This is a genomic window from Micromonospora sp. CNZ295, assembly GCF_004217535.1.
Genome location: NZ_SHKZ01000001.1, coordinates 3,336,551 through 3,349,816, shown reverse-complemented (window position 1 = coordinate 3,349,816; position 13,266 = coordinate 3,336,551). Strand labels below are relative to the sequence as shown.

At 72.5% G+C, this 13,266-nt stretch carries 12 protein-coding genes; 3 read left to right on the top strand and 9 right to left on the bottom strand.

Going from position 1 to position 13,266, the window contains the following annotated elements:
- Nucleotides 1-35 precede the first annotated feature (35 nt).
- The gene (locus EV376_RS15780; protein ID WP_130324014.1) at nucleotides 36-755 is read right to left on the bottom strand and encodes an MBL fold metallo-hydrolase; all 720 of its coding nucleotides are present in this window, start codon (nucleotides 753-755) and stop codon (nucleotides 36-38) included.
- A gap of 269 nt (nucleotides 756-1,024) precedes the next feature.
- On the opposite strand from EV376_RS15780, the gene EV376_RS15775 reads away from it, so the two are divergent.
- Both EV376_RS15775 and EV376_RS15770 read left to right on the top strand, forming a co-directional pair.
- Nucleotides 1,025-1,918, top strand: a complete 894-nt coding sequence (locus EV376_RS15775; RefSeq protein WP_130324012.1) for a peptidylprolyl isomerase — start codon at nucleotides 1,025-1,027, stop codon at nucleotides 1,916-1,918.
- Between the two features lie 100 nt (nucleotides 1,919-2,018).
- Entirely contained in the window at nucleotides 2,019-2,786 is a 768-nt protein-coding gene (locus EV376_RS15770; RefSeq protein ID WP_207228557.1) for a peptidylprolyl isomerase, read from the top strand.
- A 113-nt stretch (nucleotides 2,787-2,899) separates the two neighbouring features.
- Here the strand turns inward: EV376_RS15770 and EV376_RS15765 are convergent, their stop codons facing one another.
- The 8 genes from EV376_RS15765 to ruvC all read right to left on the bottom strand — a co-directional run bounded on the left by EV376_RS15765 (nucleotide 2,900) and on the right by ruvC (nucleotide 12,210).
- Nucleotides 2,900-5,347, bottom strand: a complete 2,448-nt coding sequence (locus EV376_RS15765) for a RelA/SpoT family protein (protein ID WP_486482901.1) — start codon at nucleotides 5,345-5,347, stop codon at nucleotides 2,900-2,902.
- A gap of 246 nt (nucleotides 5,348-5,593) precedes the next feature.
- Nucleotides 5,594-6,160, bottom strand: coding sequence for an adenine phosphoribosyltransferase (locus tag EV376_RS15760; protein WP_130324006.1), 567 nt, complete (start codon nucleotides 6,158-6,160; stop codon nucleotides 5,594-5,596).
- Between the two features lie 86 nt (nucleotides 6,161-6,246).
- Nucleotides 6,247-7,437 (bottom strand): protein translocase subunit SecF, encoded by a 1,191-nt coding sequence (gene secF, locus EV376_RS15755; RefSeq protein ID WP_130324004.1) that lies wholly within the window; start codon nucleotides 7,435-7,437, stop codon nucleotides 6,247-6,249.
- 1 nt (nucleotide 7,438) lies between these two features.
- Nucleotides 7,439-9,295, bottom strand: coding sequence for a protein translocase subunit SecD (secD, locus tag EV376_RS15750; protein ID WP_130328678.1), 1,857 nt, complete (start codon nucleotides 9,293-9,295; stop codon nucleotides 7,439-7,441).
- 247 nt (nucleotides 9,296-9,542) lie between these two features.
- Nucleotides 9,543-9,881 carry a preprotein translocase subunit YajC gene (gene yajC, locus EV376_RS15745; protein WP_207228168.1) on the bottom strand — a complete coding sequence of 113 codons (339 nt, stop codon included), beginning with the start codon at nucleotides 9,879-9,881 and terminating at the stop codon, nucleotides 9,543-9,545.
- A 138-nt stretch (nucleotides 9,882-10,019) separates the two neighbouring features.
- Entirely contained in the window at nucleotides 10,020-11,084 is a 1,065-nt protein-coding gene (gene ruvB / locus EV376_RS15740; RefSeq protein WP_130324002.1) for a Holliday junction branch migration DNA helicase RuvB, read from the bottom strand.
- On the bottom strand, nucleotides 11,081-11,683 hold the full coding sequence (gene ruvA / locus EV376_RS15735; RefSeq protein ID WP_130324001.1) for a Holliday junction branch migration protein RuvA: 603 nt from the start codon (nucleotides 11,681-11,683) through the stop codon (nucleotides 11,081-11,083). The genes ruvB and ruvA overlap by 4 nt, the downstream gene beginning before the upstream one ends.
- On the bottom strand, nucleotides 11,680-12,210 hold the full coding sequence (ruvC, locus tag EV376_RS15730; RefSeq protein ID WP_130323999.1) for a crossover junction endodeoxyribonuclease RuvC: 531 nt from the start codon (nucleotides 12,208-12,210) through the stop codon (nucleotides 11,680-11,682). The genes ruvA and ruvC overlap by 4 nt, the downstream gene beginning before the upstream one ends.
- A gap of 265 nt (nucleotides 12,211-12,475) precedes the next feature.
- On the opposite strand from ruvC, the gene EV376_RS15725 reads away from it, so the two are divergent.
- Nucleotides 12,476-13,258, top strand: a complete 783-nt coding sequence (locus EV376_RS15725; RefSeq protein ID WP_130323997.1) for a 3-hydroxybutyrate dehydrogenase — start codon at nucleotides 12,476-12,478, stop codon at nucleotides 13,256-13,258.
- Nucleotides 13,259-13,266 lie beyond the last annotated feature (8 nt).

Sequence of the window (13,266 nt, the reverse complement as noted above, 5' to 3'; positions counted from 1 at the left end):
CGCGCGCCGGCGCGGGGAAGACGGTGGTGGGCGGCTCAGAGGCCGCGGGCCGGGGCCGCCGGTCGCGCGTCGTCGCCCTCCGCCACCTCGATGAGGTACGGATTGGTCGCGCGCTCACGGCCGATGGTCGTGGCGGGGCCGTGGCCGGGCAGCACGACGGTGTCGTCGGCCAGCGGGAGGACCTTGCTCCGCAGGCTGGCCAGCATCGCCGGGAGGCTGCCGCCCGGCAGGTCGGTGCGGCCGATCGAGCCGGCGAAGAGCACGTCGCCGGAGAGGCAGATCTCGTCCGCCTCCCAGCGGGAGCCCGCGCCGGGCAACCGGAAGAGCACCGACCCGCCGGTATGGCCGGGCGCATGGTCGACGGTGATCTCCAACCCGGCGAGGCTCAGCGTGGCACCGTCGGTCAGCTCGGCGACGTCCTCCGGCTCGGTGTACGGCAGGCGGCCCCCGAAGAGCGCGGCGAGGTCGGCGGACAGCCCCTTCGCGGGGTCGGCTACCAGTTCCCGGTCAGCGGGATGGACGTACGCGGTGATGCCCCGCGCACCGCAGACGGGCGCGACGGAGAAGGTGTGGTCGAGGTGGCCGTGGGTGAGCAGCACCGCGGCCGGGTGCAGCCGGTGCTCGGCCAGCAGCGCGTCGAGCCGGTCGAGCACGCCGATGCCGGGGTCGACCACCACGCACTGCTCCCCCGGCGCGGTGGCCACCACGTAGCAGTTGGTGCCGAAGGCGTCCGCGGGAAAGCCGGCCACGAGCACGTCCGCTCCCCTTCCGTCGAGGTGTCGGGTCCGTCCCCGAGCCTAGTCGCCGGCGCATCCGGGTTCCGCCGGGTGGCGTTCGCGGGCCACCCGACCCGCCGTCGCCGGGGACAGTGACGGACCCCGATAGCCGCGGGCCCGACCTCGTACACGACATTCCCAGCCGCTGGCCGTACACTCTGGCGGGCGTGTGGCGTGGCGCACGTGCCCACCAGACGGGCAGGCCGCCCGTCCGCCACGGAACCAGGGTAGAGGAAAGGGGAGCACGGGTGGCTTCCAGCAGGGACCGGCAGCGCAAACTGGCGCGGGCCAAGCTCGACCGGCAGATGGCGCGCCGGGCGGCCCGGCTCCGTCGTCGCCGGCAGATCCAGGCCGGTGTCGGCGTCGCCGTCGTCCTCGTGCTGATCGTGGCGGGCACCGCCTGGGCCCTGGGCGCCTTCGACCGTGACCCGGCGGAGAACACCGCCGCCGAGGAGATCTGCCTCTGGACCCCGCAGGACGGCAGCGCCAACACCAACCTCAAGGACGTCGGCACCCCCGCCACCACCGGCCTGCCGACCGATGGCGTCCGCACGATGACGATCGTGACGAACCAGGGCGCCCCGGTGACCGCCGAGCTGGACGTCGCCGCCGCGCCGTGCGCCGCGGCCAGCATCTCCCACCTGGCGGGCCGCTCGTTCTACGACAACACCAAGTGCCACGAGATCACCGCCGAGGGCGCGGTGCGCTGCGGCGACCCGAGCGGCACCGGCCTGGGCGGCCCGACGTACTCCTTCTACGACGAGAACGTCCCGGACGCCGCGTCCCCGTCGCCGTCGGCGAGCCCCTCGCCCGGCCAGCCCGCGACGTACCCGAAGGGCACGGTCGCGATGGTCGGCAGCACGCCCGGCGCGAACGGGAGCCAGTTCCTGATCTTCTTCAAGGACTTCACGACGGCCGACCCGACGTACTCGGTCGTCGGGCGGGTCACCTCCGGCCTGGAGACGATCGAGAAGATCGGCGCGCTGCCGACCGTGGACAATGGCAACGGCGCCAAGGTCAAGCCCAAGGACGACGACGTGGTCATCCAGAGCCTGACGGTCACCGACCCGGCGCCGAGCCCGGCCGCGACGCCGACCGGCACGGCGTCGGCGACCCCGACAGCCAGCCCCAGCGCCGGCTGACCGCGGCCGACCAACCGAACCCGACACAGCCCAGGAGGATCCAGGCGTGACGTCCACCAGAGAGCGGCGCGCGGCGGCTCGCGCCCGGCTCGAGAAGGAGATGGCCGAGCGGGCGGCCCAGGCCCGCCGGCGGCGGCAGACCACGGCGATCGTCGGGGCCGGCGCGGCCCTCCTGCTGGTGGTCGCCGGCACGGTCTGGCTGGTGTCCGCCCTCGGCGAGGACGACTCGGCGACCGACACCGCCGGGCAGTCCGGCGCCGCCCAGTGCGCCTTCACCCCGATCCCGGAGGACCAGCGGACCCCGCAGATCAAGGACGTCGGCCTGCCGGGCAACCAGCAGCCGAACTCGGGCACACAGACCCTCACGATCGATACCAACCTGGGGCAGATCACCGCCAAGGTCGACCGGTACCGGACGCCGTGCACCGCGGCGAGCTTCAACCACCTCGCCGAGAAGAACTTCTTCGACAACACCAAGTGCCACCGGCTCGTCACCGAGGGCATCAAGGTGCTCCAGTGCGGTGACCCGAGCGCGACCGGCACGGGCTGGCGGGAGACCGACGGCACCGGCGGCCCGAGCTACCGGCTCATGGAGGAGAACCTGCCGACGGACAAGCGGCCCCCGTACCCGGAGGGGGTCATCGCCATGGCCAACTCGGGCCAGCCGGGCAGCACGGGCAGCCAGTTCTTCATCGTCTACGGCGACTCGCCGCTCGACCCGAACTACACGGTGCTGGGCACCGTGACCGGCGGCATGGACATCGTCAAGCAGGTCGCGGCGGCCGGCGACGACAAGGCCTTCGCGCAGCAGGCCGGCGGTGGCCACCCGAAGAAGGAGATCGTCATCACCGACCTGACCATGAGCTGACCCCAGCCCATCAGCGCCCCCGGCCCGTCCCGGCCCGGGGGCGCTGCCATACCCCACCCCCGGGCGCGCCCCTCCCACCCCCGCCGTGGATCGACGTGGGCCGGGGGCGGCGGTCAGGCGCCGGAGGTCACGCGGTACGCGTCGAAGACGCCGTCGACCTTGCGCACGGCGGCCAGCAGGTGCCCCAGGTGCTTCGGGTCGGCCATCTCGAAGCTGAACCGGCTCACCGCCACCCGGTCCCGGGTGGTGGTGACCGTCGCGGAGAGGATGTTGACCCGCTCGTCGGAGAGCACCCGGGTGACGTCGGCCAGCAGCTTGTGCCGGTCCAGCGCCTCCACCTGGATGGCGACCAGGAACGTCGAGGCGGAGGTCAGCTTCCAGCTCACCTCGACCACCCGCTCGCTCTGCGCGCGCAGGTCCTCGGCGTTGGCGCAGTCGTCCCGGTGCACGCTCACCCCGCCGGAGCGGGTGACGAAGCCGAAGACGGCGTCCGGCGGTACCGGCGTGCAGCAACGGGCCAGCTTGATCCAGACGTCGCTGACGCCCCGGACCACGACGCCCGGGTCGCTGCTGCTCTGCCGGCTGCGCGGCGGCCGGGTGGCGACGGCGGTCTCGGCGATGTCCTCCGCCGCGCCCTCCTCGCCGCCGTACGCGGCCATCAGCTTCTGCACCACCGACTGGGCGGAGACCTGGCTGTCGCCGACCGCCGCGTACAGCGAGGCGACGTCGGCCAGGTGCAGGTCCCGGGCGATGGCCATCAGCGCGTCGGAGGTGAGCATCCGCTGCAGCGGCATGCCCTGCTTGCGCATCGCCTTGACGATCGCGTCCTTGCCGGCCTCGATCGCCTCCTCGCGCCGCTCCTTGTTGAAGTACTGGCGGATCTTGGTGCGCGCGCGGGGGCTCTTGACGAAGCCCAGCCAGTCCTGCGTGGGGCCGGCGGTGTCGGACTTCGACGTGAAGATCTCGATCACGTCGCCGTTGGACAGCGTCGACTCCAGCGGCACCAGCTTGCCGTTGACCCGCGCCCCGATGCACTTGTGCCCGACCTCGGTGTGCACCGCGTACGCGAAGTCCACCGGCGTGGACCCGGTCGGCAGCGGGATGACGTCACCCTTCGGGGTGAAGACGTACACCTCCTGGCTGGACAGGTCGAAGCGCAGCGCGTCGAGGAACTCGCTCGGGTCCGCCGCCTCGCGCTGCCAGTCCAGCAGCTGCCGCAGCCAGGTCATCTCGTCGATGTGCGCCGGCGGGCCGACGATCTGCGTGCCCTTGTGCTCCTTGTACTTCCAGTGCGCGGCGATGCCGAACTCGGCGGTGCGGTGCATGGCGTACGTGCGGATCTGCATCTCCACCGGCTTGCCGGTGGGCCCGATGACCGTCGTGTGCAACGACTGGTACATGTTGAACTTGGGCATGGCGATGTAGTCCTTGAACCGGCCCGGCACCGGCTGCCAGTTGGCGTGGATGACGCCCAGCGCCGCGTAGCAGTCCCGCACCGTGTCGACCAGGATCCGCACACCGACCAGGTCGTAGATGTCGTTGAAGTCCCGCCCCCGCACGATCATCTTCTGGTAGATCGAGTAGAGGTGCTTCGGCCGGCCGGTGACCTCCGCCTTGATCTTGGCGGCCTTCAGGTCGGTGCCGACCTTCTGGGTGACCTGCCGCAGCAGGGCCTCCCGCTGGGGCTGGTGCTCCCCGATCAGGCGGTTGATCTCCTCGTACCGCTTCGGGAACAGGGTGCCGAAGGCCAGGTCCTCCAGCTCCCACTTGATCGTGTTCATACCGAGGCGGTGGGCCAGCGGAGCCAGGATCTCCAGCGTCTCCTTGGCCTTCTGCTCCTGCTTCGGCCGGGGCAGGAAGGTCAGGGTACGCATGTTGTGCAGCCGGTCGGCCAGCTTGATCACCAGGACCCGCGGGTCCTTCGCCATGGCCACGACCATCTTGCGGATCGTCTCGGCCTTCGCGGCGTCGCCCAGCTTGACCTTGTCGAGCTTGGTCACGCCGTCGACCAGCAGCGCCACCTCGCCGCCGAAGTCGGCGCGCATCTGGTCGAGCGTGTACTCCGTGTCCTCGATGGTGTCGTGCAGGAGCGCCGCGACCAGCGTCGTGGTGTCCATCCCCAGGTTGGCGAGGATGGTGGCCACCGCGAGCGGGTGGGTGATGTACGGGTCGCCGGACTTGCGGTACTGGCCGGAGTGCCAGCGGGCCGCGGTGTCGAAGGCGCGCTGCAGCAGCCGCGCGTCGGCCTTCGGGTGGGCGTCCCGGTGGGTCGCGATGAGCGGCTCCAGCACCTCGCTGACCTGCGAGGACTGCCAGGGCGCGTTGAACCGGGCCAGCCGGGCCCGGACCCGTCGCCCGGTGGGCGCGTTGGAGAGCGCGAACCCGCCGCCCGACGAGGGGTCGGTGCCGCGGATCGGTACGACGACCCCCTCGCTCCCGGCGGTCGCGCCGGGGCGGATGGCGTCCGTCGCGCCGGAGCCGTTGCCGGGGGCCGTCACCCGGGGGTCACCGTTCCGGTCGGTCACCGAGCCGTCGCCTGTCGGGTGCACCGTGCCCTCCACCGGAGGGGCGACATCGTGGGACACCGGCCTCCTCACCGCTCGCCGGAAATGCGCCGGCCGTGCGGCCGACGTCATGTTCAACCGGCCGCCGGGCCGGTGTTGTTCCCCCCGCCGGCCCCGACCGGCGGTCCTTCCGCCGCCGGACGGTCACCCGCCCGGTCAGCAAAGGGCAATGCTACTCGCACGCACGGTACCCCGCCGCTCCGCCGGACGGACCGCGCCGGGTCCGCCCGACGGGCGGCCTGCTCAAACGGTCAACAGGGCATGGACCGGACGCGGGGCCAGCCGCTCGCGACCGCCGAGGAAGCTCAGCTCCAGCAGCACGGTGAAACCCGACACCGTGCCACCGGCCCGCTCGACCAGGTCGAGGGTCGCCTGGGCGGTGCCGCCGGTGGCGAGCACGTCGTCCACCACCAGCACCCGGTGCCCGGCGGTGAAGGCGTCCCGGTGCACCTCCAGGGTCGCCTCGCCGTACTCCAGGTCGTAGGAGGCCGAGTACGCCGCCCGGGGCAGCTTGCCCGCCTTGCGTACCGGCACCACACCGACGCCCGCCGCGTACGCGATGGCCGCCGCGATCACGAACCCGCGCGCCTCGATCCCGGCGACCGTGTCGAACGAGTCCCGCCCGTGGTGGCGCACGATCCCGTCGATCACCTCCCGGAAGACCGCACCGTCGGCGAAGAGCGGCATCAGGTCCTTGAACATGACACCGGGCTTCGGGAAGTCCGGCACGTCCAGCACCCGGCTGGCCACCAGCTCGGCGACCTCGCGGCCGCTGTCACCCCGTACCTGGGTGCTGTGGGTCTCCGTCACGGCAGTTTCGTTTCCTCTCCAGACGACGGCGTCCTCCCTGCTGCTCGCACAGCATGAAGGACGCCGTCAGACCGTTACGCGCCGGGTCAGCGCCGCTTGCCGCCCGGACGGTTCCCGCCGCCGCCGGGGCGTCCGCCCCGCCCGCCGGACGAGCGCTTGCCGCTGGGCCGCGCGCCCACCTTCGGCGCCGAACCCGCAAGCGCCGCCGCCCCGGCGTCGACCGGCTCCGGCTTCGCGGCCTCGGCGGCCCGGGGCGCCGGCTTGCCCGGGGTCTCGCCCCGGGCCAGCGCGGAACGCCGCGCGGCGACCCGCTTGTTGTGCGCCTGGATCCGCGGGTCGCGGCCCTTCAGCGCCACCAGCAGCGGGGTGGCCAGCGTGATCGAGGTCAGGAACGCCACCGCCATACCGACGAAGAGCACCAGACCGAGGTCCTTGAGGGTGCCCGCGCCGAGCAGGAACGCGCCGATGAACAGGATCGAGCCGACCGGGAGCAGCGCCACGATCGAGGTGTTGATCGAACGCATCAGGCTCTGGTTCAGCGCCAGGTTCGCGGCCTCGCCGTACGTCTGGTTGTTGTTGGCGGTTATCCCCCGGGTGTTCTCCTGCACCTTGTCGAAGATCACCACGACGTCGTAGAGCGCGAAGCCCAGGATGGTGAGGAAGCCGATGACCGTGGACGGGGTGACCTCCAGGCCGACCAGCGAGTAGATGCCGGCGGTGAGGAGCAGGTTCATCAGCAGCGAGGTGATCGCGGCGACGGCCATCTGCCACTCGAAGCGCAGCACCAGGTAGACCGACACGACGACGAGGAAGATGACCAGACCCAGCAGGGCCCGGTCGGTCACCTGGTCGCCCCAGGCCTTGCTGACCCGGTCGCCCGAGATCTGGTCCACCGGCAGGCCGAACGACTCGGCCAGGTCCGCCCGGACGGCCGCGTCCTGCTCGGCGCTGAGCTGGGTGGTCTTCAGCTCGTAGATCTCGCCCCCGGTGCCGCCGCCCACCTTCTGCGCGGTGACCACCTTGGACGCGCCGGCGTCCTCGGCGAGGACCGCGTTGGCGCGGGCCTCCGCCTCGTCGAGCGTGCCGACGCTGGCGGGCACCCGCAGCACATTGCCACCGGCGAACTCGATGCCCGGGTTGAACCCCTTGATCAGGAAGCTCGCCAGGGCGAGCAGGACGAGGACCGCCGCGGTGATGAACCACATCCTGCTGCGGCCGACGACGTTGAGGCCCGCCTCGCCCCGGTAGAGGCGGCTAGCCAGACCACTTCCGGCCATCTCAGGCCTCCTTCACGCGCGGGTTGCGGGGCGTGGCCTGCTCGGTCCGGGCTGGCAGCGCCCGGCCCAGACCACTCACCCGCGGGGACAGGAACGCCCGCGTCCGGGCGAACATCGTCATGATCGGGTGCCGGAAGAGGAAGACCACGACCAGGTCGAGCACCGTCGCCAGGCCGAGCGCGAAGGCGAAGCCCTTCACCGCGCCGACGCTGACGATGTAGAGCACCACCGCCGACATGATGGTGATGGCGTTCGCCGAGATGATCGTCCGGCGGGCCCGCACCCAGGCGCGGGAGACCGCGCTGCGTGGGCTCCGGCCCTCCCGGATCTCGTCCTTGAGCCGCTCGAAGTAGATGACGAACGAGTCCGCCGCCACACCGAGCGAGACGATCATGCCGGCGATGCCGGCGAGGGTCAGGGTGAAGCCGATCTGCCGGCCGAGCACCACCAGCGCACCGAAGACCAGCAGCCCCGACAGCACCAGGCTCAGGAAGATCACCGAGCCGAGCAGGCGGTAGTAGAAGAACGAGTAGATGATCACCAGCAGCATGCCGATCGCGGCCGCGAGCAGGCCGGCCTGGAGGTGGCTGGCCCCCAGGGTGGCGGTCACGTTCTGCTGCTCGGCCGGCTCGAAGGTCAGCGGCAGCGCGCCGTAGCGGAGCTGACCGGCCAGCTCGCTGGAGTCGCGCTGGGTGAAGTTGCCGGTGATCTGGGAGTTGCCGGTCAGCACGCCCTGGATCTCCGGCGACGAGATGACCTCGTTGTCCAGCACGACGGCGACCCGGCACTTGCCGGTGTCACCGAGCGCGGCGGCGTCGCAGGCCTGGCCCTCGTTGTTGAACGCCTCGCGGGTCAGGTTGGTCCACTTGTCCTGCCCGGTGCCGGTGAAGTCCAGGCTGACCACCCACTGGTTGGTCTGGTCGAGCACCGCGCTGGCGTCGTCGACGTCGGTGCCCAGCACCTTCGCCTGGTCGAGCAGGTACTTCAGGGCGCCGTCCTCACAGGCGACGACCTGCTCCTCGGGGACCGAGATCGACGCCGGCGGACGGTTGTCGAGCTGCTCGCAGGTGATCTGCGGGACGTTGAACTGCATCTGCGCCGGCAGCACGGCGACCTCGCGCGGGCTCAGCGACGCGAACGGCTTGAGCTTCTCGGCCAGCGAGGGGTCGGCGGTGACGTCCGCCGGGGCCTGCAGGCCGTTGGCCGCCGCCCACGAGGCGGCGCCGACCTTCTGCTCGACCGCCTTGCGCTGCTCCTCGACGCTGGCGGGAACCGGCTCGGTGCTGGCGCTCGGGGACGCCGACGGCGTCGCACTGGCGCTCGGCGCCGGGGCGCCGCCGCCCTGGCCACCGCTCGGCGACGCGGTCGCCGCCGCGCTGGTGGACGGGGTGGGCGCGGCGCTGCCCGACGGGGTGGGCGCGGCGCTGCCCGACGGGGTGGCCGTCGGGGCCGGCGCCGGGTTCGCCGACGCGCCGCTGCCGTCGGCGACCTTGAGCACCTTACGGAAACGCAGCTCGGCCGCGCTGCCGACCTCGGTCAGGTCCCGGTTCTCACCGGGCAGGGAGATCACGATGTTCCGGTCGCCTTCGGTGACCACCTCGGCCTCGGCCACACCGAAGGCGTTGACCCGGCTCTCGATGATCCGCCGGGCCTCCTCCAGGTTGTCCGCGGTCGGGGCCCGGCCGTCGACCGAGTTGGTGGCCTCCAGCGTCAGCCGGGTGCCGCCGACGAGGTCGAGGCCGAGCTTGGGCTCGAGCCGGTCCTTCCAGCCGCCGCTGGCGCCGCCTCCGAAGAACACCAGAAGGTAGAGGACCACGAAGATGAACCCGAGCACGGCCAACTGCCGCCCGGGGCGCATCTGTCCCTGAGGTGGTGGTGCCACGGCTGTCTTGTCTCCCTGTACGGTCACGCCACCGCTGCGGGCGGCGGCTGTCGGCCGGGCTTCCCGGTCGACGGTCGGTTGGGAGCCGGCACGACGGCCGGCACGCGGGCACCGGCGGACGACGCCGACCGGCCGTACGCGTGCCGACATGCCATGTCGGCCCGACTATCCACTTGTCCCGTCGCGTGCGCCGCCCCGGCCGGTGGCCGGGGCGGGCGACGGGTCACTCCTTGACGGCGTCCGCGTCGTCGGCGGCCGGCTCGGTGGGGCGCTCGGCCTTCGTGACGACCCGCGCGATCGCGGGGCGGGCGTACCGGGTCTGCACGCCGGGCGCGACCTCCAGCAGGACCGTGTCGTCCTCCACGCCGATGACCGTGCCGTAGAGCCCGCCGATGGTGACGACCTCGTCGCCCTGACCCAGGGAGGACTGCATGGCCTCCGCCTCGCGGCGCCGCTTCTGCTGCGGACGGATCATCATGAAGTACATGACGCCGAACAGCAGAACGATCATGAGGATGGGCGTGAAGCCGCCGGCACCGCCGGCCGTTTGTGCGTAAAGCACGGTGTTAGACCTTCCCATTGGCCTCCGGCCGGCAAGAGGGGCGCCGGAGCGGAGGCGGATTCTCACGTCCTGTACAGACCGCGGCGAGTCTAGTCCCTGCACCTGGGAACGCCGAATGCGGCACAGATCACGTTCGCATCACGGCTGATCGGGCTCCACGGAGAACAGATCGGGCACGGGAGGGGTGTCTGACCCGAATGTACCATTCGGTGGCGTACGCCCCAGGTGTCGCCAGGCAGCCTCGGTCGCGATCCGCCCACGCGGCGTACGGGCGAGCAGCCCGGCCCGCACCAGGAACGGCTCGCAGACCTCCTCCACGGTGTCCGGCTGCTCCCCCACCGCCACCGCCAGGGTCGACAGGCCCACCGGGCCGCCGCGGAACGAGTCGACCAGCGCGGTCAGCACCGCCCGGTCCAGCCGGTCCAGCCCGAGCGCGTCCACGTCGTACACGATCAGGGCCGCCCGCGCGGTCGCCCGGTCGACCACGCCGTCGGCCCGGACCTCGGCGAAGTCCCGCACCCGGCGCAGCAGCCGGTTGGCGATCCGGGGGGTGCCCCGGGACCGGCCGGCGATCTCGGCCGCCCCGTCCTCGGTGATGGGCACGCCGAGGATGCGGGCCGAGCGGTGCAGCAGCGCCTCCAGGTCGGCCGGGGCGTAGAAGTCCAGGTGCGCGACGAAGCCGAACCGGTCCCGCATCGGGCCGGTGAGCAGCCCGGACCGGGTGGTCGCGCCGACCAGCGTGAACGGCTCCACGTCCAGCGGGATCGCGGTCGCCCCCGGGCCCTTGCCGACCACCACGTCGACCCGGAAGTCCTCCATCGCGCTGTAGAGCAGCTCCTCGGCCGGCCGCGCGATCCGGTGGATCTCGTCGATGAAGAGCACGTCGCCCTCGGCGAGGCTGGTCAGGATCGCGGCCAGGTCGCCGGAGCGCTCGATCGCCGGGCCGCTGGTCACCCGGATGCCGGTACCCAGCTCGGCGGCGACGATGTTGGCCAAACTGGTCTTGCCCAGGCCGGGCGGCCCGGAGAGCAGGATGTGGTCGGGCGGGCTGCCGCGCCGCAGCGCGCCCTGGAGCAGCAGATCGAGCTGGTCGCGAACCCGGTCCTGGGCGATGAACTCGGACAGCCGGCGCGGCCGGACGCTGGCCTCCGCGTCCAGCTCCGCGTCGCTGACGTAGGCCGAGACCAGGTTTTCGCCCGTCATCGCGTCCGGCCCAGCAGCCGGATGGCCTGCTTGAGCAGGACCGGCACGGGCGGCACGTCCCCGTCGATGGTCTCCGCGACCGCGGCCACCGCCTGGTCGGCCTGCCCGGCCGTCCAGCCGAGCCCGACCAGGGCCTGGCGCACCTGCTCCGGCCAGGTGCCGGTGGTGACGCCGGCGGTGCCGTCCACGCCGACCGGGACCGGGCCGACCCGGTCCCGCAGCTCCAGCACGAGGCGCTCGGCGCCCTTCCTGCCGATCCCCGGTACGCGGGTCAGCGCCGCGGTGTCGGCGTTGGCGATGGCCTTGCGCACCGCGTCCGGGGTGTGCACGGCCAGCACCGCCTGGGCCAGCCGGGGGCCCACCCCGCTGGCGGTCTGGAGCAACTCGAACAGGGTCTTGGCGTCGTCGTCGGCGAACCCGTACAGGGTCAGCGAATCCTCCCGGACGACCAGGCTGGTGGCGAGCCGGGCCGGCTGGCCGACCCGCAGCTCGGCGATCGTGCCGGGCGCGCACTGCACCGCCAGGCCCACCCCGCCGACCTCGATCACGGCGTGGTCGGGACCGGTCGCGGTCACCACGCCCCGGACGCTGGCGATCATCGGGCGCCTCCTCCTCGTCGTACGCGGTCGGCCGCAGCGGCCAGCTTCGAGCGGGTGCCGCCGCGCCACACGTGACAGATCGCCAGGGCGAGGGCGTCGGCGGCGTCGGCCGGGCGGGGCGGCTCGGGCAGCCGCAGCAGCCGGGTCACCATCGCCGTCATCTGCGCCTTGTCGGCCTGGCCGGAACCGGTCACCGCCGCCTTCACCTCGCTCGGCGTGTACGTCTGGACCGGCAACCCGGCCCGGGCCCCGGCGAGCACCGCGATCCCGCTGGCCTGCGCGGTGCCCATCACCGTACGCACGTTGTGCTGGCTGAACACCCGCTCCACGGCGACGCTGTCCGGCCGGTGCTCGGCGACCAGGTCGGTGAGCGAGCGGTCCAGGTGCAGCAGGCGCACCGGCAACTCGTCCGCCGGATCGGTGTAGACGACGTAGTAGGCGACGAGCGTGCAGGGCCGCCCCGGCACCCCCTCGACCACGCCGACCCCGCACCGGGTCAGGCCCGGGTCGACGCCGAGCACGCGCACGCCGCCTCCTCCCCGACCGCCAGCAGTACGTGTGTTCGACACCTTACCGAGGCCCCGACCGCGCCACGCCCCGGGACACGCCGGGCTCCCGGCGCGGCCCGCACCGGCCCCGGACCGCGGCCTAGCGACGTAGGGCCGACCGGTCGCGTCCGGGCCGCCGCCCTGGGAGCGCGCCCGGTGTCGGGTCCGGCCACACAGCCTCCGGGGCGAGTATGTGTCGCTGCCCCATGTGCGCCCGGCCACACAGCTCGTAGTTTCTTGCGCCATGACGGTTGAACGCGTGGCGGTCCCCCACGTCGTACATGTCGATCTCGCGGGTCGCACCGCGCTGGTGACCGGGGGCGGCAGTGGCATCGGGCGGGCCTGTGCCCTGCGGCTGGGCGCCGCCGGCGCCAAGGTCCTCGTGGTGGACCGCAACGTCGACGCGGCCAAGGAGGTCGCCGCCCAGGCGGGCGGGCGGGCCGAGGGCATCGACCTGGCCGACCCGGGGGCGGTCGACCGGCTCGACGCCGACGTCGACATCGTGGTGAACAACGCCGGCCTCCAGCACGTCGCGCCGGTCCAGGAGTTCTCCGTCGAACGCTTCGAGTACCTGCACCGGGTGATGGTCGAGGCCCCGTTCCTGATCATCCGGCGGGCGCTGCCGCACATGTACGCCACGGGCTGGGGCCGCATCGTCAACATCTCCTCGGTGCACGGGCTGCGCGCCTCGCCGTACAAGGCGGCGTACGTCTCGGCCAAGCACGCCCTGGAGGGGCTCTCGAAGACGGTCGCGCTGGAGGGCGCGCCGCACGGCGTCACCGCCAACTGCGTCAATCCGGCGTACGTGCGTACCCCGCTGGTGGAGAGCCAGATCGCCGACCAGGCCGCCACCCACGGCATCCCGGAGACCGACGTCGTCGAGAAGATCATGCTGGCCCGGGCCGCGATCAAGCGGCTGATCGAGCCGGAGGAGGTCGCCGAGCTGGTGGCGTACCTGTGCTCGCCGCCGGCGGCGTTCATCACCGGCGCGTCCATCGCCCTCGACGGGGGCTGGACGGCGAACTAGTGGCGACC

Bases quoted from the DNA above. Each gene is read 5' to 3' on its own strand.
- EV376_RS15770 (WP_207228557.1), top strand. From the start codon at position 2,019: ATGGCCGAGCGGGCGGCCCAGGCCCGCCGGCGGCGGCAGACCACGGCG.
- secF (WP_130324004.1), bottom strand. From the start codon at position 7,437: ATGGCCGGAAGTGGTCTGGCTAGCCGCCTCTACCGGGGCGAGGCGGGC.
- secD (WP_130328678.1), bottom strand. From the start codon at position 9,295: ATGCGCCCCGGGCGGCAGTTGGCCGTGCTCGGGTTCATCTTCGTGGTC.
- ruvB (WP_130324002.1), bottom strand. From the start codon at position 11,084: ATGACGGGCGAAAACCTGGTCTCGGCCTACGTCAGCGACGCGGAGCTG.
- ruvA (WP_130324001.1), bottom strand. From the start codon at position 11,683: ATGATCGCCAGCGTCCGGGGCGTGGTGACCGCGACCGGTCCCGACCAC.
- EV376_RS15725 (WP_130323997.1), top strand. From the start codon at position 12,476: ATGACGGTTGAACGCGTGGCGGTCCCCCACGTCGTACATGTCGATCTC.